This is a genomic window from Mesonia ostreae (assembly GCF_031845265.1).
In the GTDB taxonomy this organism is placed as follows: Bacteria; Bacteroidota; Bacteroidia; order Flavobacteriales; family Flavobacteriaceae; genus Mesonia; species Mesonia ostreae.
Genome location: NZ_JAVRBG010000010.1, coordinates 56,889 through 79,073, shown reverse-complemented (window position 1 = coordinate 79,073; position 22,185 = coordinate 56,889). Strand labels below are relative to the sequence as shown.

Sequence of the window (22,185 nt, the reverse complement as noted above, 5' to 3'; positions counted from 1 at the left end):
AATTATGGCCGATATTTTAGAAAAAGTGGACAAATTTGTTCTCAATTTATTCACTGAAAAGCTTCCCAATACTTTTATTTATCACAATTATAACCACACACAGCGAGTGGTTAAAAGTACTAAAGAATTAATTGAAAATTCCGAAATAAATGTTAAAGAAGAACAAGCGCTTGTGCTTGCAGCTTGGCTCCACGATACAGGCTACACCGTAAAATCAAAGGGACATGAGGCAGAAAGCATTCGGATTGCTGAAGACTTTCTAAACAAAGAAAATGTAGACCAAGATATTATTGAAAAGGTAAAAAAATATATTGGTAGCACAAGATTATCTGCCATTCCTAAAACACTACCCGAGAAAATAATCAAAGATGCCGATTCTTCCCATTTGGCAAAAGATTATTTTGAAGAAATGACCGAATTTTTAAGACAAGAACTTAGGGTGCAAAATATTCGTAATTTTTCTTCTAATGAATGGAATGCAGAAAACATAAAACTTTTTACTGAAAAGCATCGGTATTATTCTCCTTATGCCGTAGAGCATTGGAAGCCTAAAAAGGATAAGAATCTTTTATCTATATTAGAAAATCAGAAAAAATTAGGAGAAAAGTATGATAAAGAAAAAACCAAAGCAAAATTAAAAGCAAAATATAAAAACGACAATCCAGAAAGAGGAGTACAAACCCTTTATAGAACTACGCTTAGAAACCACATCAAATTAAGTGATATTGCAGATACCAAAGCGAATATTTTACTCTCTGTAAATGCAATTATAATTTCGCTAGCATTGGCTAATATTATTCCAAAATTAGATGCAGCTTCTAATCGGCATTTAATGATGCCAACACTTGTACTAGTATGCTTTAGTGTGGCGTCTATTATACTTTCTATTATGTCTACGCGTCCCAATGTTACTAGTGGAGAATTTACTAGAGAACAAATAAAAAAACGGGAAATAAATATTTTATTTTTTGGAAATTTTCATAAAATGAAATTTGAAGAATACATGTGGGGAATTAATGAAATCTTGAAAGATAAAGATTATATCTACGAGGCTTTGACTAAAGATTTATACCTGTTAGGTATTGTTTTAAATCGAAAATATAGATTGCTGCGATGGACCTACACTATATTTATGACTGGTATCATTATTTCAGTAATTAGTTTCGTAATAGCATTTTGGTCTGTATAAACTCATAAAAAAAAGCTCTTCTTTTGAAGAGCTTTTTTTTAATGATGTAATTCTTTCATCAGGTTCTCATAAGAGACATGGTCTGTGTTTTCTTCAGATTGGTAAAGAACATTTACTCTTAGAGCTCGTAAACCAACAACTCCTTGAACATCTTCCAACTCCAATTGCTCTATTTCGTCTCCTAGATAGTTCTTCTTCTGTAAATATTTAATATATCTAATGTATTCTCTTTCATCTGCTTTTTGAGAGTATACAATTGCTATTTTTCCTTTTTGCGTAACTCTCTCTTCTGTATTTCTTATGTACGCCTTATCAATTCTCTTTTTAATTATTTCATAACGCGCATTATAGGTTCCGTCCACATCAAACTTTTTCTCATCCATTCTATAACGTATAGATAAGGTAGAACTAAAAACGAGGATCAACGAAGCCGCATCTAATTTTAACGGCATATTTTCTTGTACGTTATAGAACTTGTTTTCCATTTCGCACATCACCTGCAATTGCCAAAGACGCAAATTATATAAATACACCTTATTAAATGGCCTGTCTTTTACCATATCGCTACCAATATACATATTGTGCTCTACTCCATCTGTCTTGTAACGCTCAAAATAATGCGGATATATTTTTTGAGCATCTTCTTGTTTTCGATCTAAAAAACGGGAAAGTGTTCTATTAATTCGCTGTACGGTATCGTCATAATTTTTTCTATGGTTATACACCACGCCCGTTTTAGAATCTAAATTTTTCTTGTAATTATCCACATTCTCTTTAAGACTTGGCGTTTTTACTTCTAAATGCTCAATAAGCGGATTTAATTCTTTGTATATAAAATTGATGATTTTTTGCTCACTAGAAGCATTCAAATTTTCTTTTAAATCGCTACTAAATTCATTTATTCTGAATTTCACCTGTTCATAAATAGGAATAGGTTCAATTGCGTAAGCTTCATCTATAATTTCTGAAATAGCATTTAATTGGTTCAATAAATCCTTCTGAATTGCATTATTACGTTCTTCGGAAGAACCTACAATATCTATTTGTCCATATAAAGGATAAATATCTTTAAAAGCGATATCTCTAAAAGATGAAATACCGTCGAGATCTAAATCTTCTATAAAACGTTGGGCTTCTTCTTCAAAAACCCAAACCACACTAGGGTGAATAGAAGTACATTCACTTTGAATTACAGCTTTTACTCTATTCTCAAAATCTGTTTTATTTCGCTCTAGAGCGGTAGCAATGTATGGTAATATATCTTCTAATTTGATTGCATTTATAGTATTTAGCTCATTTTTTCTAAAAGCAACCAACTCTAAAACACCAAGTAGTTTATTGTTTTTAATAATGGGAGCCAAAATACAACTACTAATTTTATTAGACAGCAAGTTTTTTGCAAGAAGAGAATCTGGATTCTTTTTTGCATACTTTTCTACATTAGCAATGACAAAATAGTTTTGTTCTTCAATCAAATTTTCATAGGCCGTCTTACATAAGATTTCTTTACAATCAAAAACTTCTTTCTCATTTAAAACATGACTTTTTACATTTCCTTTTTCCAGGTTATAAAACTTCTGCGCGTTTTCATCATACATAGTAAACCCTAACTCTAAATTGGGAATTCTATAAATAGATCTAAAAATTTCCAACATACCCGCTAGATTTTTACCATCGGGAATATTATTGCTTAAGAGTTCGGTTTTAAGATCAGAAATTCCATCGTCTACGGTTACATCTGTTAAATTAAGAAGTATAAAACCTTTAAAAATCCAGCTATTGGGCGGGAATTTTTCTTTCCATAATTCGATATCATCCGTATTTTGAATTAAAATATCTACATCTTCTTCTGAAACATCAACGGCTTTATCGGTTTTTTCAATAGTAACAAAATCTGCATTTACCCCTAGCCTATAGTTTTTAATTATTCCATCTTTTTGTGGAATATCGTAATAAAGAGGTCTTGAGAAATCAAAAGCATATCCGTAGTAAGTTTTTAAGATCAACAAACAGCCTCGTACATATTCATAGTCTTTATCGTAATTTCTAACCTTGAATTCAAAGTCTTCCCCCGCATTGGTCATTATTTCCTTAAAGCGATTGGTTTGATCCAAAATTATCGAGTAATCTGGAATCGTTGCAGCCTTAATTTCATTATTAGTTAAAATATTAGGAAATAAATCATCTAATAAAATTTTTATAGGCTCTTCATACTTTTTTATATCCTTCAGGTTACTTACACCATCCTCTAATTCAGGAAATTCTTTAATATATTCTAAAAGATCAGCTAAATATTTTTTAACTAATTTCCTATCCTCTTTCTTGTACCGCTTTTTATAGGCTTCCAAAACTTTTTGAAAACTAATTTTAAGCTTAAAAGGTAATTCTGCTGATTTATTTTTCATTCAAAAACTAATTAATTAATCAAAGTAAGCTTACTGAGTTTTAATGCAAAACGATTCTTCTATAATTAACAATATTTTAGCTTAAAGCGTTACGTATCTAAAGCAAGTTACTTATTTTTGCGGGAAATCAAATTACATATCAAAATGAAGAAATTTTTTGTCTTATTTTTAGCTTTAACCGCATTGGTAGCTTGTGAAAATGACTCTAAAAAAGAATCTGGTTTAACAGCAAAAATTGATGCTGAAGATGGAACTACAGTTTATTATTCGGCTATGAGTGATCAAGGGAGCCCCAAAGCTATAGATACCGTAGTAGTTAAAAATGGAGAAATTAGCTTAGAACTTCCCGAAGTAAACTACCAAACTTTAAGCATTTTAACTTTAGATGGAAACGCAAGAGGTAATGTACTATTCATCAATGAAAATAAAAAGGTTGAAGGAACAATCTATAAAGATAGCCTCCAAAAATCGCACTTAAAAGGAGGAGAAAATCAAGAATTGCTGTATAAGTATTTAACCTTCATTGGTGAGCAAGGGAAAAAAGTGAATGAATTAGGTATGCAATCTAGGGATCCTAAGGTAAAAAACGATCCAGAAATGCTTAAATCTTTGAGAGATAGAAGAGCGGTACTAACTAAAGATGAAAATGAGTTTAGAGAAGATCTTATTAAAAATAATCCTAATTCTTTGGTTTCCATTTTAGTTCTTTCTGATATGATTGGAATGAATATGAACCCAAATGCAGATAAAAAAGCCTTATTTGATTCGTTATCAGAAGAAGCCAAAAATTCTCCTTCAGGAAAAAAGATTGAGAAGTACTTGGCAGCTAATCAAGATATTAATATAGGAAGTAAAGCACCTAGCTTTAGTGCAAAAACACCAGAAGGGAATGAATTGTCCTTAGAAGAATCTTTAGGTAAAATTACCATTATAGATTTTTGGGCTTCTTGGTGTAAGCCTTGTAGAATTGAGAACCCTAACGTGGTAAAGCTTTACAATAAGTACCACGAGAAAGGTTTAAATATTATAGGAGTTTCTTTAGATAAGAAAACCCAAAAGGATAAATGGCTAAAGGCGATAGAAGATGATAAATTAGCTTGGCAACACGTTTCTAATTTAGAATATTGGAATGAGCCTATTGCTAAGCTTTATAATGTAAGATCTATCCCAGCAACTTTTATTCTAGATGAAGATGGTAACATCATTGCTAAAAACTTAAGAGGTAAACGACTGGAAGACAAAATCGCAGAGTTATTAGACTAATCCTCCCTAGCTTGAACACAAAAAAATCCCCGTTTTCACGGGGATTTTTTTGCTTTCAACTTCTTTGATTAATTCTTTTCAATAATAGAAAAACGAACATGTATTTTTGCCGTTACTTCCATTTCTCCAAGAGAAATACTTGGGGAATTTTCATCTCCACTGCTTTCGCTTTGCAACATCGCTGCATTCTTATAAGCAACAGGATAAGGCTGAGAAGAACTTACCTCAGCGATATATTTTACCGTTCCTAATTGATGTCCTAACTCTTCAATATACTCTTCTGCTTTAGCTTTAGCATTTTGAATAGCTTTCTTTCTAGCTTGAGACTTTAACTCGTCCATATTAGAAGAACCAAACTGGATTCCGTCTATTCTATTAATACCAGTAGCCAATAAACCAGAAATTACTTCTTCATATTTAGCCAAATCTTTTAGCTTGATAGAAATTGCTTGGTTGGCTACATAATTATAGGTTTTAGTTTGGTATTGGTAGTTTTTATTCACGTTTAAATATTCTGTACGAACGTATTTATCTTTAACCCCCGTTTTAGATAAAAATTGAAAAACACTTTTTACATCTTTATCTACAGCATTTTTCACTTCTTGAGCAGTATTACCTTCGTGCTCTACTCGTATACTTAGATTTACCTCATCTGGAGTTGCCATAATGCTTCCTTCTCCCATCACTTGCACTCCAAAAGGTTCTGATTGTGCAAAGCTGCTGATAGCTACCAGCATTAAAATACTAAAAATTAGTTTTTTCATCTGTATTGTTTTTAAAGTCTATTCCAATCTATTCCAATAAAGATACCAAATTTTAAATTCGGTTGGTTTTTTTCAAAACAAGGAGGAGTAAAATAGGAATCAGTAATAAAAAAACCATCAGTAGATGTTCGGTAAAAACCCAAGGAGAAAGTGCTAAGGTAAGAATATAACCTCCCATAGCGCCACCAAAATGCGCATCATGGCCTATATTGTCTTGCTTACTTCGCATTCCGTAAAGCGTATAAAGTAAATATCCAATTCCAAAAACATACGCTGGAATAGGAATAATAAAGAACAAACCTAACATCATATCTGGTTGTAATAAAATAGCCGAATACAAGACACCCATTACCGCACCACTGGCTCCTACCGCCGTATAAAATGGCTCCTCTTTATGAAAAAAATATGCGAAGAGATTACCCAAAAGTAAACTTCCTAAATAAATAAGCAGAAACTGAGCCGCGCCCATATTGAAAATAACCACATTAGCGAAGAAATATAAGGTGAGCATATTTACAAATAGATGAGACATATCTACATGTAAAAATCCAGAAGTCAAAAATCGAATCTTTTCTCCTGCCCGAATTCTACCTATATTAAATTTATATTTTTCAAAAAATTCATCATCATTAAAGCCTTTAAAAGAAGCTATCGCGTTAATAGCGATGATGACCAAAGTAATGATTTCTATATCTCCCATGTGTAATGTTTGTTAGTATTCAAAGATACGTTATCTTTGTAAAAATTCTATTTCTAATGCAAAGATTAGCATATGGGATGGTTTACCCAATCCTCTGGTTAATTTCAATATTACCTTTTCGACTTCTATACGCTTTTTCAGATTTTTTGACATTTTTTATATATCATATCGTAAGGTATAGAAGAGAAGCAGTTGCCCAAAATCTTAGTTTAGCTTTTCCCAAGAAGGACAAAATGGAGATTAAAACTATTGAAAAAGAGTTTTATAAACACTTTACGGATTTATTTTTAGAAACTTTTAAAAGTTTAAGTATTTCTGATACCGAATTAAAAAAACGCTTTGTCATTAAAAATCCCGAAGAACTGGAAAGGTTAGAGTCTCTAAAAAAAAGCTACGTCATTTTAATGGCGCACTACGCAAGTTATGAATGGGTAAACGCATTGCATTTTTACGGACTTACCTTTAAAGCCCATGGCGTTTATAAACCTATAAAAAACAAGTATTTTGATCATCTAATTAAAAGCATACGATCTAAATACGATACAGAAATGTTAGCGAGCAAAAGCGTTCCTAAAAAAATGCTTAGACAACAACAAGAAGGAATATTAGCAAGCTATGCTATGATTGCAGATCAATCTCCTAAACGCAAAGGGGCAAAGCATTATGTAAAATTCTTAAACCACGAAGTTCCCGCTTTCGTTGGCGCCGAATATATTGCAGAACGTCTTAATTTAAGTATGACGTATTTACACGTAGAAAAAGTAAAACGCGGTTATTATGAAGCTGAGTTTGTACCGCTTTCTGATGAACCTCAAAAGGTAGAAAGCTATCAAATTACCGATCTTTACTTCAAGCTTTTAGAAGATCAAATCGTAAAAAAACCAGCTTATTACTTGTGGACGCATAAACGCTGGAAACATCGTTTAGATAAATAATTTTAGCAAAAAACGTGGAATTGGATTTTAATTTTATATTTGCGCATATTCAACTTCATGGGCAAGTTTATCTATTATATTCTTTATCCTTTGTTATGGCTTATTTCTATTTTGCCATTTCCCTTGTTTTATTTGCTTTCAGACATTCTTTATTTTCTAGCGTATTATCTTATTGGTTACCGCAAAGATGTAGTAAAAAGCAATCTAAAATTATGCTTTCCTAACAAGACAAATAAAGAACTAAAAAATATAGAAAAAGCTTTTTATCATCATATGTGCGATATCTTTTTAGAGATGATTAAAACCTTAAGCATTTCTGAAAAACAACTTAAAAAGAGATTTGTCTATAAAAATGTAGATGAATTTCGACGATTGGAAAAAAGTTCTCCTGGAGTTATCGTTATGTGCGGTCATTATGCCAGCTACGAATGGGCAACCGCCATTAATTATTACGATACAAATAACAAAGGATATGCTATTTATAAGAAGCTAAAGAATGAATATTTTGACAAATTAATTAAAGATATTCGTGCCAATTTAGGAACCACCCTTATTAATAGTAGAGAGGCAATCCCAACTATGCTTCGTAATAAAAGAGACGGTCAAAAAGGAAGTTATTATATGATTTCAGACCAGTCCCCAAAAAAGAGTAAAATAAAGGTTTGGAGCAACTTTATGGGTGTAGAAACTCCGGTTTTTACAGGTTCTGAAGCAATGGCTAAAAAACTTGGTTTTGCGGTGATGTACTTAAAAGTAGAGAAAGTGAAACGCGGCTTTTATGAAGCTACTTTTTCTCCCTTAGCGGAAAATCCTAAAGAATATGAAGATTTTAAAATTACCGAAATCTTTTTTACAGAACTAGAGAAACAAATTAAAAACCAACCCGAATATTACCTCTGGACGCATAAACGTTGGAAGTTTAATAGGAAGGATTTTTAAAACAGTCTAGTGTTTCAACTATAAAAAAAGCCCATCTTCCGGAAGGAAAGATGGGCTTAGCATTTAAGGGTATCCAAGATTTTACAATCCTGCAATCTCTTTTATTTCTGCAATAATCTTATCGGCTAGTTGTGTAGCTTCTTCTTGTGATTTTGCTTCGGTATAAATTCTTATGATCGGTTCTGTATTCGATTTTCTTAGGTGAACCCAATTTTCAGGAAAATCGATTTTAACACCGTCAATCGTAGAAACCTCTTCGCTGGCATATTTCTCTGCCATCTTTTCTAAGATATTGTCCACATCTAATTCCGGAGTTAATTGTAGTTTATTTTTACTCATAAAATAGGCAGGGTAAGTAGCTCTTAATTCAGAAACTTTTATTTCTCTCTCTGCTAAATAGGTAAGAAACAAAGCGACTCCTACCAAACTATCACGCCCGTAATGCAACTCTGGAAAAATGATTCCGCCATTTCCTTCTCCGCCAATAATAGCATCGGTATCTTTCATTAATTGCACCACATTCACTTCTCCTACGGCACTGGCTTGGTAAGAACCTCCATGCTTTTCGGTTATATCTCTTAAGGCTCTAGACGAAGAAAGGTTACTTACTGTATTTCCACCCTTTTTTCCTAAAACATAATCTGCGACAGCTACTAGGGTATATTCCTCGCCAAACATATTTCCTTTTTCATCGATAAAAGCCAAACGGTCTACATCTGGATCTACCACTACGCCTAAGTCTGCATTTTCTTTTACGACTAATTCGCAAATATCTCCCAAATGCTCCTTTAAAGGTTCTGGGTTATGCGGAAATTCTCCCGTAGGTTCACAATAAAGCTTCACTACCTCAACACCTAATTCTTCCAAAATTCTAGGAATCGCAATTCCTCCTGAAGAGTTTACGCCATCCACTACTACTTTAAGTTTCGCTTTTTTAATGGCTTCCGCATCCACTAAATCTAAATCTAAAATCTCTTCAATATGCAAATCAATATAGGCATCATTCACACTAATTCTTCCCAAATCGTCTACTTCCGCGAAAGCGATATCATTCCCTTCAGCAATTTCAAGAATTTTTGCACCTTCTTTTCCGTTAAGAAATTCTCCTTTATGATCTAAGAGTTTTAGTGCGTTCCATTCTTTTGGATTATGACTTGCGGTTAAAATAATTCCGCCGTCTGCATGCTCCATAGGCACGGCCATTTCTACGGTTGGCGTGGTAGAAAGTCCTACATCTATAACGTGTATTCCTAATCCTACCAAAGTATTCATCACAAGTTGCTGAATCATTTCTCCAGAGATTCTAGCGTCTCTACCAACCACTACTCTATATTCTTCCTTATTGGTTTGCTGTTTGATCCAAAAACCATAAGCAGCAGCAAATTTTACCGCGTCTACGGGTGTTAAATTATCGCCCACGTTTCCGCCAATGGTTCCTCTAATTCCTGAAATTGATTTTATTAATGTCATAAATTGCTTCGTTTAATTAAAGTACAAATATAAGCGCAAATAGATGCTGTAAAAAATCTTGCTCAAACTTATTATTAAGCTTACTTTAGAAAAATGAATTTTTTAGCCCACATCTACCTTTCTCAAGATCGAGATTTAGTGCAAATAGGCAATTTTGCTGCCGATCCTATTAAAGGAAAAAAATATAAAAGTCTTCCCTTAGAAATGCAAAAAGGGATTTTATTGCATCGTAAAATAGACTCTTTTACAGATGCGCATGCGATTGTTTATAAAAGTGCGCATCGCCTTTTCGCAAAATATGGTCATTACAATGGTGTGATCATGGATGTTTTCTATGATCATTTTCTCGCTAAAAATTGGACATCTTACTCCCAAATTCCTTTAGCCGAATATGTAGATCACTTTTATAATTTGCTAGAAATTCATTTTGAGCTTCTACCCAAATCAGTTCAAAGATTTTACCCATATATGGTAGCGCAAAACTGGTTGGTGAGCTATGCGTCTATAGAAGGAATTGAAACGGTTCTTACCCAAATGAATCGTCGCATTATACATAATATTCCTCTACATGAGTCCATCGTAGAACTGCGTACTTTTTACGAAGAATTAGAGCACGAGTTTAGCCTTTTCTTTACGGAATTGATCGCGTATAGTAAGAAAGAATTAACGCTGATTGATGAATTATATCAAAAATCATGACAGTTTTATTTATAATTATTTGCGAGGTTAAGCACATAATTTAGCAAATAAAACCCGAATAAAAATCCGCAAGAATTTCCTTAAGTAGCCTAGAACCAGTAAATTAGTTCTGCATGGTGTTTGCAAATCGTTTTTTAATACTTTAAGTCAAATTCCCCTTCTCTTATTTCTACAATTTCTCCATTCTCATTTACTGCATCAAACTCAAAAGTGCCTCCTAATATAAAATTATCAATGTCATGATATACAATTTCTAGGGTTCCAAAATGAAGATTATTTGTTTCGTAGATAGAACTAGCCGAATCAATACTATATTCCCCTTGATTTGGTTCATTACTAAGATTATAAGTATTACCAACCATTGAAGAAACCGTACTAATACCAGTGACTTCTATTGTTATAAATTGAGATATGAAATCTGGTGATTTACCTCTGTTTCTAAACGAAAGAGACATACGATTTAAATCATTATAGTCAGCCAAACTAAACCAAACCGATCGTGCACCTGGACTAGTGACCACAGATGGTTTTAACAAATCCCCATTTACTTCACATTTAACTCCGCCTCTTCCATCAAACATATAGTTTTCATCGTCTAAATCAATTGATGCCGTATCACACGCTAACAAGATTATAATAGAAGCTAAAAAAATTAGGCTTTTTTTCATTGTTATGTTTTTTAAAAGATGAGATTTTATTCAAAAGGATGCGTCAAAATGTTTGCAAATAGCTAAAAAAATTACTTCCGAAACAAATTCTAAAACCTAAATTCTATAATCTAAAAGCGCTAGCGATCTAAAATCTAAGTGAAAAACAACTAAATTTTATTAAAGCTTTGTGAACTGTGCTTTCTCAATTTCAATAGTTTGAGTAAATTTGTGCCTTGTAAAAAATTATGCCAAAATTCGAAGAATATATAGAGGTTTTAGGCGCAAGAGTCCACAACCTAAAAAACATCGATGTTAACATCCCAAGAAATCAATTGGTGGTGATTACAGGTCTTTCTGGCTCAGGAAAATCTTCTTTAGCATTTGATACCATTTATGCCGAAGGTCAACGCAGGTATATCGAAACTTTTTCTGCCTATGCGCGTCAATTTTTAGGCGGTTTAGAACGTCCCGATGTAGATAAAATCGATGGACTTTCTCCTGTGATTGCTATTGAGCAAAAGACAACCAGTAAAAGTCCCCGGAGTACCGTAGGAACCATTACAGAAATTTATGATTTCTTGCGTTTGTTATACGCGCGTGCCAGCGATGCTTATAGTTATAAAACAGGAGAGAAAATGGTAAGCTATAGCGATGAGCAAATCAAATCGCTGATTAAAGAAGAGTTTGAAGGAAAGCGTATCAATATTTTAGCACCCGTAGTTCGGTCTAGAAAAGGACATTATAGAGAATTATTTGAGCAAGTAGCCAAACAAGGTTTTGTAAAAGTAAGAACCGATGGGAAGATTAGGGATATTGAAAAAGGAATGAAACTAGATCGTTACAAAACCCACGATGTGGAGGTGGTGATTGATCGCATTAAAATAGAAGAAGGAGAAAATACAGATAAGCGATTAGCGGAAAGTATTAACACGGCTATGAGCCAAGGAGACGATGTCTTGATGGTTTTAGAGCACGGGAAAGAAGAAGGAAGGTATTTTAGTAGAACGCTTATGTGTCCTACTTCAGGAATTTCTTACCCTAATCCAGAACCCAATAATTTTTCTTTTAACTCCCCAAAAGGCGCTTGCCCCAAGTGTAACGGCATTGGGTCTTTGTACGAGGTGAATATCAAAAAGATTATTCCAGACGATAAAAAGTCTATTAAAGCGGGTGGTTTAGATCCGCACGGACCTCAAAAAAAGAACTGGGCTTTTAAGCAGTTAGAATTGATTGCGCAGCGTTTTGATTTCAAACTTTCAGATCCTATAAAAGACATTCCTAAAGAAGCTTTAGAAATGATTCTTTACGGAGGAAAAGAGAAATTTGAAGTAAATTCAAAACAGTTAGGCGTTGGTAGATCGTACAAAATAGATTTTGAAGGCGTTGCTAAGTTTATAGAAAGTACATTTAATCACAATGATTCTGCTTCTCTAAAGCGTTGGGCTAAAGCCTATATGGATAAGGTGAGTTGCTCTCAATGTGAAGGCACACGTCTTAGAAAAGAATCGCTTTACTTTAAAGTAAACGAAAATAATATTGCTGAATTAGCGCAAAAAGACATTCTAGAATTAGCCGAATGGTTTGAAGAACTTCCGAAGCATTTAACTAAAAATCAATGGAAAATCGCCGAAGAGATTGTTAAAGAAATCAAGACGAGATTGCAATTTTTGGTAGATGTAGGTCTTACGTATCTTTCTTTAAATAGAGGTTCTAAATCCCTTTCTGGCGGAGAAGCGCAACGAATTCGCTTGGCAACACAAATTGGATCTCAGTTAGTGGGAGTACTTTACATTTTAGATGAGCCCAGTATTGGTTTGCACCAGCGTGATAATGAAAAACTCATCAACTCTTTAGAAGCCTTGCGCGATGTAGGAAATTCGGTAATTGTGGTAGAGCACGATAAAGATATGATTGAGCGCGCAGATTATGTGATAGATATTGGCCCGTTTGCTGGAAAACTTGGTGGAGAAATCATTAGTGAAGGAACGCCTAAAGAGATTTTAAAACACAACACTATTACTGCTTCTTACCTTAACGGAAGCAAAGAAATTGAAGTTCCGAAGAAACGAAGAGAAGGAAACGGAAAGTTTATAGAATTAAAAGGAGCTACAGGGAATAATTTAAAAAACGTTTCTGTAAAGCTTCCTTTAGGAAAAATGATCGTGGTAACTGGTGTTTCGGGAAGTGGAAAATCTACTTTAATTAATAGCACCCTCTACCCCATTATGAACGCACACTATTTTAATGGTGTAAAAGTCCCAGAACCTTACAAAAGCATTAAAGGTTTAGATCATATTGATAAGGTAATAGACATCAATCAATCGCCAATTGGTAGAACTCCGCGTTCTAATCCTGCCACATATACTGGCGTTTTTACAGAAATTAGATCTTTATTTGCCAAGACCCCAGAGGCGATGATTAGAGGTTATAAACCCGGTCGTTTTAGTTTTAATGTAAAAGGTGGAAGATGCGAGACCTGCCGCGGCGGTGGTTTACGCGTAATTGAAATGAGTTTCTTACCAGATGTTTATGTAGAATGTGAAACTTGTCAAGGAAAACGTTTTAACAGAGAAACTCTAGAGATTAGATATAAAGGAAAATCGATTAGTGATGTGTTAGAAATGACGATTGATGAGGCTACAGGTTTCTTTGATCAAATTCCTAAAATATACCGCAAACTAAAAACCATTCAGGATGTAGGTTTGGGATATATTACACTGGGACAGCAAAGTACAACGCTTTCTGGCGGAGAAGCACAGCGTATAAAGTTAGCTACAGAATTATCTAAGCGCGATACCGGGAACACTTTTTATATCTTAGATGAACCTACCACAGGTTTACATTTTGAAGATATTCGCGTCTTGATGGAAGTGTTAAATAAGCTTGCCAATAAAGGAAATACAGTTCTTATTATTGAACACAATATGGATGTGATTAAACTCGCAGACCATATTATAGATATTGGTTATGAAGGCGGAAAAAATGGAGGAAAAATAATAACCCAAGGAACTCCTGAAGAAATTATAAAGCATAAAAAAAGTTATACGGCAAAATTCTTAAGAAAAGAACTACATTAGCCGTCTTGTAAATTTTTGAACTATGAGTACTATGAGAACTGAACAGCGAAACAAAAGCTGGAATGAGATTAAAACCAACGACAGTTGGGCACTATTTAAAATTATGGCAGAGTTTGTACAAGGCTACGAACGTATGAGCGAAATTGGACCTTGTGTTTCCATTTTTGGTTCTGCTAGAACAGATAAAGAACATAAATATTATAAACTGGCTACTAATATTGCTGAAAAGATTGTAGAACACGGGTACGGAGTGATTACTGGAGGTGGTCCTGGAATTATGGAAGCCGGAAATAAAGGAGCTCATAATGCTGGCGGAGTTTCAGTAGGTTTAAACATAGACCTGCCTTTTGAGCAACACGATAATCCTTATATTGACAAAAATAAAAGCTTCGACTTTGATTACTTTTTTGTTAGAAAAGTAATGTTTGTAAAGTATTCTCAAGGTTTTGTAGTAATGCCAGGGGGTTTTGGAACTTTAGATGAGTTATTTGAAGCAATTACTTTAATCCAAACGCATAAGATTGATAAGTTTCCTATTATCTTAGTAGGAACCGAGTTTTGGGGAGGTTTATTTGAGTGGGTACAAACTACGTTATTAGATTCTTTTAAAAATATTAGTGCAGAAGATATGGACTTGGTTCAGATGGTAGATACCGAAGAGGAAGTGATTGATATTTTAGATAAATTCTACGAACAGTTTAATTTAAGCCCCAATTTCTAAAAATTTTAAAATTAGGTATAATTTATGCTACTTAGAAGTATACTTTTAAGTAGCATTTTTTTTTAATTTGTAAATCTATTAAATTCAATAAAGGTTGAAATACCGCATTCCTCTCTTTTTTATACTCGTAATTTCTTGTCTCCTTGTCGCGGGTCAATCTTCCATGCGCGTAGACGCCAAGGTTGATATAGAAAATAGAATCATACAGATTAGCCAAGAAATCACCTACAAAAATACCAGTAAGCAGATTTTACAAGAGATCTATTTAACAGATTGGGCCAATAGTTTTAGAGATAAACAAACTCCATTAGCACAACGTTTCGAAGAAGAATTTCAACGTAATTTTCATTATGCAAAAGGCGATGAAAGAGGTAATACACAAGTTTTTTCTATCACAAAACATAATCAGGATATTCTGAATTGGTCTCGGCCAGATCAGCATCCAGACATTATAAAAATTGAATTAAATAAGCCTTTGTTTCCTAAGGAAGAGGTTAGTATTAAACTTCGATACCGCATAAAAGTACCTAAAGACAAGTTTACTCGATACGGTTCTGCCAAAAACGGACTTAAACTAAGATATTGGTTGATACTACCTTCGGTTTTTCAAGATGGCGAATGGCAGTTTTATAGCAATAAAGATCTTAACGACCTGTATGTACATCCATATGATATTGATCTCAATTTAGAAATTCCGAAAGGATATCTCGTGGTTTCAGATTTTACTAAAGTAGGAGAAAACATTCTAGCCCACACGAATCAATTCCGCTTTAGCGAAAATAATCAGGTAGATACCAAGCTTCACATTATAAATACCACTAATTTTAAAACCATTGAGACCGATAAGCTTAATATCATTACCAATGTAGAGGACGACGGATTAAGACCAGAAATGAAGGCGCTTATTATAGATAGAATTACGCATTATTTAGATCATCGTTTAGGAGAATTTCCGCACGATAATTTGATGATTTCTGAAGAGGATTATCTGTCAAATCCAGTTTATGGACTAAATCAACTGCCTAGTTTTATAAGGCCTTTTCCAGATGGTTTTCAATACGACATCAAGCTGCTAAAAACCATCACCCGTAGTTATTTAGAAAATACGCTTATTCTCAATCCTAGAAAAGAAAGTTGGCTCAATGAAGGTATCATCACGTATCTTTTAATGGATTATGTGGAGCAGTTTTATAAAAACACCAAATTATTAGGCTCTTTTAGTGAGATTGTGGGAATAAGATGGTTTCACGCGGCAGATTTAGAATTTAATGACCGCTATCCTTTGTTGTATCTCAATATGGCGCGCGTAAACTTAAATCAGCCATTAAATGAGGAAAATGATAACCTCATTAAATTCAATAAAAATATTGCCAACCCTTACAAAGCTGGAGTCGGGCTTAATTATTTAAAAGATTACCTACAAGACGATGAAGTCATTAACAAATCAATTAAAGATTTTTACGCACAAAATCGTTTAAAGCCAACAACTACTGCTAATTTTAAGAAAATTATTTCTAACAAAACAAACAAAGACACCGATTGGTTTTTTGAGGAATATGTAGGCAACAACATCCATATAGATTTTAAAATATCTAAGGTAAAAAAAGAAGGGGATTCTTTGCGGGTCACCATTAAGAATAAAACAGGTAAAAAGATTCCTATTTCCCTTTACGGAATTAAAGATAAAGACATTGTTTCCAAAACTTGGGTAGATCAATTTGTAGAAGAAAAGACAGTGACTATTTCTGCAAAAAATATAGAACGTTTGGCTTTAAATTATGAAGCTGTTATTCCTGAATTTAATCAAAGAGACAATTATAAAAAAGTAACCACTTGGTTAGATAAACCCATACAACTTAGGCTGCTTTTAGATATTGAAGACCCTTATTACCAACAACTATTTCTTATCCCAGAGTTTGATTACAACCTCTACGATGGCTTTACCATTGGTCCAAAATTATATAACAAAACTGTTTTAGCACGAAACCTTAATTATAAAATTGCGCCAAAATACGGTTTTAAAAGTGGTGCTGTTTTGGGCTCGGCTTCCATATCGTATTCCAAGCAATATCAAAATCAAGAATTATACGGAGTTCGGTTTGGCCTAAGTGGAACGCGATTCTCTTATGCGAATGATTTATACTACCACAAAGTTTCCCCCTATCTTAGCATTGGTTTTAGAAATAAAGATTTACGCAGCAATGAAAAGCAATCCATTAGCATACGTAGTATTAATGTGTTTAGAGATCGTGATGTGTCAAATACTATAGATGAGCCAGATTATAGCGTTTTAAATGCAAGGTATCATTTTAGTGATCGCAATTTTGCCGACTATTTTACGGGAACGTTTGACTATCAAGTAGCCAAGAAATTTAGTAAGGTGTCAGTAACTTCTAAATGGCGAAAATTATTTTTAAACAATAGACAAATTGAACTTCGCTTTTTTGCAGGCGCATTCTTATTTAATGATGCCAAAGATTCAGATTATTTTAGTTTTGCGCTAGACCGCCCCACAGATTATCTCTTTGATTATAATTACTACGGAAGAAGTGAAGATCAAGGACTTTTTAGTCAGCAATACATTGAAGCCGAAGGGGGTTTTAAATCACAATTGCAGCCTGCTTTTGCTAACCAATGGCTTACTTCGCTCAACGGAAGCTTTACGCTATGGAATTGGATTCACGCTTATGGAGATGTTGGTTTTGTAAAGAATAAAGGTAGTAAAGCAGAGTTTTTATACGATACTGGAATTAGAGTAAGTTTAGTGCAAGATTATTTCGAGCTTTTCTTTCCTGTATATTCCAATCTGGGCTGGGAAGTTGCACAACCAGATTATGATCAAAAAATAAGATTTATCGTATCCCTAGATTTTAATACTTTAATTAAGCTATTCAAAAGAAGATGGTATTAAATTATACTATTCGCAATAATACTCACATTTTATTGGTTTTATTAAACATATCTTATCTAAAATAAAAATTACTGCATATTCATCAATCTAGCACCCATTTTTTTCATTGAAAGTTACAATCATTTTTCTTACCTTCGCAAGGTTCCAAATTATTAAAATTGAACTCCATGCAAGAGAAAACTATAGAAAAAACAGACCTTTCCTTTGAAGATTTTAAAAAGGAGGTGATTCAAGATTATAAAACTGCGGTAATTAGTAGAGAATGTAGTCTATTAGGACGTCGTGAAGTATTAACAGGAAAAGCTAAATTCGGAATTTTTGGCGACGGCAAAGAAGTCCCTCAATTAGCCATGGCCAAAGCTTTTAAAAATGGTGACTTTAGATCGGGGTACTACCGTGATCAAACCTTTATGATGGCTTTAAATCTTTTCTCTGTAGAAGAATTTTTTGCTGGACTTTACGGAAACACCAACCTAGAAAAAGAACCTATGGCTGCAGGAAGACAAATGGGTGGACACTTTGGAACCCACAGTCTTCAAGAAGATGGAACTTGGAAAAATCTTGCGGAACAAAAAAACTCGAGTGCAGATATTTCTCCTACCGCAGGACAAATGCCTCGATTATTAGGACTTGCTCAAGCTTCAAAAATATATAGAAACGTAGAAGGTATAGATATTGCTCCCCAATTTTCTGACAATGGAAACGAAGTCGCTTGGGGTACGATTGGTAACGCTAGTACAAGTGAAGGCCTTTTTTGGGAAACCATCAATGCTGCCGGAGTGATGCAAGTACCTATGGTAATTAGCGTTTGGGATGATGAATACGGTATTTCTGTACCTGCTAAATACCAAACCACCAAAGAAAATATCTCAGAGATCTTAAAAGGTTTCCAAAGAGATGAACATGGCGATGGCTATGAAATCATTAAAGTAAAGGGTTGGAACTATCCAGAATTAATGGAAGCTTACCAAAAAGCAAGTAAGATTTCTAGAGAAGAACACGTACCTGTTTTAATTCATGTTTACGAATTAACTCAACCTCAAGGACATTCTACTTCTGGATCTCACGAACGCTATAAAAGTGAAGATCGTTTGGGTTGGGAGCGCGAATATGACTGTAACGTACAAATGCGCAAATGGATGCTAGAAAGCGATCTAGCAACCGAAGAAGAATTAAAAGCTTTAGAAAAAGAAGCTAAGAAAATAGTTAGAGAAGGTAAAAAAGCAGCTTGGAACGAAGTAACACAAGGTCCTAAAGCCGCTCAAAAAGAAATGATAGGCTTGTTAGATAGTGTAGCGCAAAGCACTTCTAATGCTAACTTCATTCAGCCTTTAAAACAAGAAATAGAAAATCTCGATAATCCAGAAAAACATCAAATTCTTAGAGCAGGAAGAAAAGCTTTACGTTATGTAAGAGAAGAAAATACTTCCGCGAAAAGTGAATTGATTAACTGGATTGATAATTATATCAAAATAACGCAGCCCGATTATAGCAGTCACTTGCATAGTGAAAGTGAATTTTCTGCATTAAATATTGATGCGATAGCACCTACTTATGACGCTGATGCGGAAGAAGTAGATGCAAGATTGATACTTCGCGAAAACTTTGATAAAATCTTCGCCAATAAGCCAGAAACCTTAATTTTTGGAGAAGATACTGGAAACATTGGGGATGTAAACCAAGGTCTAGAAGGGATGCAAGAAAAGTATGGCGAATTAAGAGTTGCTGATACTGGAATACGCGAAGCTACTATTTTAGGACAAGGAATTGGAATGGCGATGAGAGGCCTACGCCCTATTGCCGAAATTCAATACCTAGATTATATTTTGTACGCTTTACAAATTATGAGTGATGACTTGGCTACCTTACATTATAGAACTAAAGGAAAGCAAAAAGCACCGCTTATAGTAAGAACTAGAGGTCACCGTTTAGAAGGGATTTGGCATAGTGGTTCTCCTATGGGAGGATTGGTACATTTACTAAGAGGAATTCATATTTTGGTACCTCGTAATATGACCGTTGCCGCTGGTTTCTACAATACTTTATTAGAAAGTGATGAACCTGGTCTTATTGTAGAATGCCTTAATGGATATCGACTCAAAGAGAAAATGCCTAATAATTTAGGAGAATTTAGAACGCCTTTAGGTGTGGTAGAAACCATAAGAGAAGGTGAAGATATCACTTTGGTTTCTTACGGTTCTACACTTAGAATTATTGAGCAAGCTGCAAAAGATTTATTAGAAGTGGGAATTAATGCAGAAATTATAGATGTGCAGTCCTTACTTCCTTTAGATCTTAATCAGGATATGGTAAAAAGTGTGGCCAAAACCAACCGGTTATTGGTAATTGATGAGGATGTTCCTGGAGGAGCTTCAGCTTATATTTTACAAGAAATTGTAGAAAATCAAAACGCCTACAAGCATTTAGACAGCAAGCCTCAAACCTTGACGGCTAAAGCGCACCGACCTGCGTATGGAACCGATGGAGATTATTTCTCTAAACCTTCTGCAGAAGATATTTTTGATAAGGTATATGAGATTTTCAACGAAGTAGATCCTAATCAGTTCCCTTCATTAAAATAATTTTATTAAAATAACATTCAAGTTTTATATTTTTATAGTATATTTATAAAAATTAAAGAATAAAAGACAAGCATTATGTTAACAATGAACTTAAATAATAATAATAATCAGTTCCCGTAACAAAAACTTGTCGCGAATATATAGCCCGTCAGGTTTTTTAACTTGACGGGTTTTTTTATGTCAAAAATTGAAGTTTAATTAAAAATAGAAAGATTATGTGTGGAATTGTATGTGCCTTTGAGCTAAAAGAATCGGTAGAGAGTTTAAGACCTCAAGTGTTAAAGATGTCAAAAAAGATACGCCATCGCGGACCCGATTGGAGTGGTATTTTTAATAATACTAAAGCTATTATGGCTCACGAACGTTTAGCTATAGTAGATCCGATCTCGGGAAAACAACCCTTCTATAGCAAAGATAAAAACCTAGTTCTTGCTGCCAATGGCGAGATTTATAATCATTTGGAGTTGCGAAAGCAGCTAAAGCAAGATTATGAATTTCAAACCCAATCTGATTGTGAGATTATTCTGGCCTTATATCGAGAAAAAGGACCCGATTTCTTAGATGAACTTAACGGAATATTCGCTTTTGCACTTTATGATGTAGAAAAAGACAGTTATTTTATTGCGCGAGACCATATGGGAATTATTCCATTGTATATGGGTTGGGACAGAAACGGAACTTTTTATGTGGCTTCAGAATTAAAAGCATTAGAGCGTATTTGCACGAAAATAGAATTATTTCCTCCAGGGCATTATTTATCTAGTGAAGAAGGAGGGCTCAAATCTTGGTACACGAGAGATTGGATGGATTATGACGCCGTAAAAGACAATGAAACTTCTATCAAAGAAATTCGGGATGCTTTAGATGCCGCCGTAAAACGCCAATTGATGAGCGATGTTCCTTACGGAGTTTTACTTTCCGGAGGTTTAGATTCTTCCATTACTTCCGCGTTAGCGAAAAAATATGCTAACAAACGTATAGAAACTGGCGACAAAGAGAATGCTTGGTACCCGCGCTTGCACTCTTTCGCTGTAGGTTTAGAAGGCAGTCCAGATTTGGCAGCAGCAAAAGTTGTGGCTCAGCACTTAGATACAGTACATCACGAAATTGAGTTTACGATTCAAGAAGGAATAGATGCGATAAAAGATGTCATTTATCACCTAGAAACCTATGATATCACCACCATTCGTGCCTCTACTCCAATGTTTTTAATGGCCAGAGCGATTAAAGCTTTAGGGATTAAAATGGTCTTAAGCGGCGAAGGTAGTGATGAGTTGTTTGGAGGCTATTTGTACTTTCATAAAGCACCCAATGCGAAAGAGTTTCACGAAGAAACCGTAAGAAAATTAGATAAATTACATCAATACGATTGTCTTAGAGCCAATAAAAGCCTTGCCGCTTGGGGAATTGAAGGACGTGTGCCTTTTCTAGATAAAGAATTTATGGATGTGGCGATGCGTATTAATCCTAAAGATAAATTGATTAACGGGGAACGCATGGAAAAATGGATTCTTAGAAAAGCTTTTGAAGACATGCTGCCAGCTAGCGTAGCTTGGCGACAAAAAGAACAATTTAGTGATGGCGTTGGCTACAGCTGGATTGACTCCTTAAAAGAAATGGTAAATGCAAAAATTAGCGATGAACAGTTTGCAAATGCACATCATCAATTTATGATACAAACTCCTACCAGTAAAGAAGAGTTTTATTACCGAAGCATTTTTGAAGAACATTTCCCTAGCGATGCTGCGGCTTTAAGTGTGCCTTCAGTGCCATCTGTGGCATGCAGTAGTCCTGTTGCTTTAGCCTGGGATGAAAGTTTTAAAAATATGAATGACCCTAGCGGTAGAGCGGTTGCCCGCGTGCATAGCGATGCGTATTAA

General features: G+C 34.4%; 15 protein-coding genes. 10 read left to right on the top strand and 5 right to left on the bottom strand.

The window, feature by feature from the left end:
- The first annotated feature begins 4 nt into the window (after positions 1-4).
- Complete coding sequence (locus RLT85_RS10910; RefSeq protein ID WP_311402077.1) at positions 5-1,189, top strand: Pycsar system effector family protein; 1,185 nt, start codon at positions 5-7, stop codon at positions 1,187-1,189.
- Positions 1,190-1,227: 38 nt separating this feature from the next.
- Here the strand turns inward: RLT85_RS10910 and RLT85_RS10905 are convergent, their stop codons facing one another.
- Positions 1,228-3,594: a GAF domain-containing protein gene (locus RLT85_RS10905; protein ID WP_311402076.1), complete on the bottom strand. Its 2,367-nt coding sequence runs from the start codon at positions 3,592-3,594 to the stop codon at positions 1,228-1,230.
- Positions 3,595-3,738: 144 nt separating this feature from the next.
- Here RLT85_RS10905 and RLT85_RS10900 point away from each other — a divergent pair, with 144 nt between their 5' ends.
- The gene (locus RLT85_RS10900; protein ID WP_311402075.1) at positions 3,739-4,857 is read left to right on the top strand and encodes a redoxin domain-containing protein; all 1,119 of its coding nucleotides are present in this window, start codon (positions 3,739-3,741) and stop codon (positions 4,855-4,857) included.
- A gap of 68 nt (positions 4,858-4,925) precedes the next feature.
- On the opposite strand, the gene RLT85_RS10895 is transcribed toward RLT85_RS10900, so the two are convergent.
- Together RLT85_RS10895 and RLT85_RS10890 are read right to left on the bottom strand one after the other, a co-directional pair.
- The gene (locus tag RLT85_RS10895) at positions 4,926-5,621 is read right to left on the bottom strand and encodes an SIMPL domain-containing protein (RefSeq protein WP_311402074.1); all 696 of its coding nucleotides are present in this window, start codon (positions 5,619-5,621) and stop codon (positions 4,926-4,928) included.
- Between the two features lie 52 nt (positions 5,622-5,673).
- Complete coding sequence (locus tag RLT85_RS10890; RefSeq protein ID WP_311402073.1) at positions 5,674-6,321, bottom strand: rhomboid family intramembrane serine protease; 648 nt, start codon at positions 6,319-6,321, stop codon at positions 5,674-5,676.
- 5 nt (positions 6,322-6,326) lie between these two features.
- Between RLT85_RS10890 and RLT85_RS10885 the strand changes: the two genes are divergently transcribed.
- Positions 6,327-7,256: a lysophospholipid acyltransferase family protein gene (locus RLT85_RS10885; RefSeq protein WP_311402072.1), complete on the top strand. Its 930-nt coding sequence runs from the start codon at positions 6,327-6,329 to the stop codon at positions 7,254-7,256.
- Between the two features lie 57 nt (positions 7,257-7,313).
- Complete coding sequence (locus tag RLT85_RS10880; protein WP_311402071.1) at positions 7,314-8,195, top strand: lysophospholipid acyltransferase family protein; 882 nt, start codon at positions 7,314-7,316, stop codon at positions 8,193-8,195.
- Between the two features lie 81 nt (positions 8,196-8,276).
- Here the strand turns inward: RLT85_RS10880 and glmM are convergent, their stop codons facing one another.
- Complete coding sequence (glmM, locus tag RLT85_RS10875) at positions 8,277-9,665, bottom strand: phosphoglucosamine mutase (protein WP_311402070.1); 1,389 nt, start codon at positions 9,663-9,665, stop codon at positions 8,277-8,279.
- Positions 9,666-9,758: 93 nt separating this feature from the next.
- On the opposite strand from glmM, the gene RLT85_RS10870 reads away from it, so the two are divergent.
- Positions 9,759-10,364 carry an acyl carrier protein phosphodiesterase gene (locus RLT85_RS10870; protein WP_311402069.1) on the top strand — a complete coding sequence of 202 codons (606 nt, stop codon included), beginning with the start codon at positions 9,759-9,761 and terminating at the stop codon, positions 10,362-10,364.
- Positions 10,365-10,498: 134 nt separating this feature from the next.
- Here the strand turns inward: RLT85_RS10870 and RLT85_RS10865 are convergent, their stop codons facing one another.
- Positions 10,499-11,032, bottom strand: a complete 534-nt coding sequence (locus RLT85_RS10865; RefSeq protein WP_311402068.1) for a Riean_0653 family protein — start codon at positions 11,030-11,032, stop codon at positions 10,499-10,501.
- Positions 11,033-11,259: 227 nt separating this feature from the next.
- On the opposite strand from RLT85_RS10865, the gene uvrA reads away from it, so the two are divergent.
- The 5 genes from uvrA to asnB all read left to right on the top strand — a co-directional run bounded on the left by uvrA (position 11,260) and on the right by asnB (position 22,185).
- Positions 11,260-14,091, top strand: coding sequence for an excinuclease ABC subunit UvrA (gene uvrA, locus RLT85_RS10860; protein WP_311402067.1), 2,832 nt, complete (start codon positions 11,260-11,262; stop codon positions 14,089-14,091).
- Positions 14,092-14,122: 31 nt separating this feature from the next.
- Entirely contained in the window at positions 14,123-14,812 is a 690-nt protein-coding gene (locus tag RLT85_RS10855) for an LOG family protein (protein WP_311402145.1), read from the top strand.
- Positions 14,813-14,906: 94 nt separating this feature from the next.
- Positions 14,907-17,723 (top strand): gluzincin family metallopeptidase, encoded by a 2,817-nt coding sequence (locus RLT85_RS10850; protein ID WP_311402066.1) that lies wholly within the window; start codon positions 14,907-14,909, stop codon positions 17,721-17,723.
- A gap of 167 nt (positions 17,724-17,890) precedes the next feature.
- Positions 17,891-20,305: an alpha-ketoacid dehydrogenase subunit alpha/beta gene (locus RLT85_RS10845; protein WP_311402065.1), complete on the top strand. Its 2,415-nt coding sequence runs from the start codon at positions 17,891-17,893 to the stop codon at positions 20,303-20,305.
- Positions 20,306-20,520: 215 nt separating this feature from the next.
- Positions 20,521-22,185 carry an asparagine synthase B gene (gene asnB / locus RLT85_RS10840; protein WP_311402064.1) on the top strand — a complete coding sequence of 555 codons (1,665 nt, stop codon included), beginning with the start codon at positions 20,521-20,523 and terminating at the stop codon, positions 22,183-22,185.

What these genes read in the sequence shown, in the direction of transcription:
- asnB (WP_311402064.1), top strand. Translation starts at nt 20,521, where the DNA reads ATGTGTGGAATTGTATGTGCCTTTGAGCTAAAAGAATCGGTAGAGAGT.
- RLT85_RS10845 (WP_311402065.1), top strand. Translation starts at nt 17,891, where the DNA reads ATGCAAGAGAAAACTATAGAAAAAACAGACCTTTCCTTTGAAGATTTT.
- RLT85_RS10910 (WP_311402077.1), top strand. Translation starts at nt 5, where the DNA reads ATGGCCGATATTTTAGAAAAAGTGGACAAATTTGTTCTCAATTTATTC.
- RLT85_RS10900 (WP_311402075.1), top strand. Translation starts at nt 3,739, where the DNA reads ATGAAGAAATTTTTTGTCTTATTTTTAGCTTTAACCGCATTGGTAGCT.
- glmM (WP_311402070.1), bottom strand. Translation starts at nt 9,665, where the DNA reads ATGACATTAATAAAATCAATTTCAGGAATTAGAGGAACCATTGGCGGA.
- RLT85_RS10890 (WP_311402073.1), bottom strand. Translation starts at nt 6,321, where the DNA reads ATGGGAGATATAGAAATCATTACTTTGGTCATCATCGCTATTAACGCG.
- uvrA (WP_311402067.1), top strand. Translation starts at nt 11,260, where the DNA reads ATGCCAAAATTCGAAGAATATATAGAGGTTTTAGGCGCAAGAGTCCAC.
- RLT85_RS10885 (WP_311402072.1), top strand. Translation starts at nt 6,327, where the DNA reads ATGTTTGTTAGTATTCAAAGATACGTTATCTTTGTAAAAATTCTATTT.
- RLT85_RS10870 (WP_311402069.1), top strand. Translation starts at nt 9,759, where the DNA reads ATGAATTTTTTAGCCCACATCTACCTTTCTCAAGATCGAGATTTAGTG.
- RLT85_RS10880 (WP_311402071.1), top strand. Translation starts at nt 7,314, where the DNA reads ATGGGCAAGTTTATCTATTATATTCTTTATCCTTTGTTATGGCTTATT.
- RLT85_RS10865 (WP_311402068.1), bottom strand. Translation starts at nt 11,032, where the DNA reads ATGAAAAAAAGCCTAATTTTTTTAGCTTCTATTATAATCTTGTTAGCG.
- RLT85_RS10905 (WP_311402076.1), bottom strand. Translation starts at nt 3,594, where the DNA reads ATGAAAAATAAATCAGCAGAATTACCTTTTAAGCTTAAAATTAGTTTT.
- RLT85_RS10855 (WP_311402145.1), top strand. Translation starts at nt 14,123, where the DNA reads ATGAGAACTGAACAGCGAAACAAAAGCTGGAATGAGATTAAAACCAAC.
- RLT85_RS10895 (WP_311402074.1), bottom strand. Translation starts at nt 5,621, where the DNA reads ATGAAAAAACTAATTTTTAGTATTTTAATGCTGGTAGCTATCAGCAGC.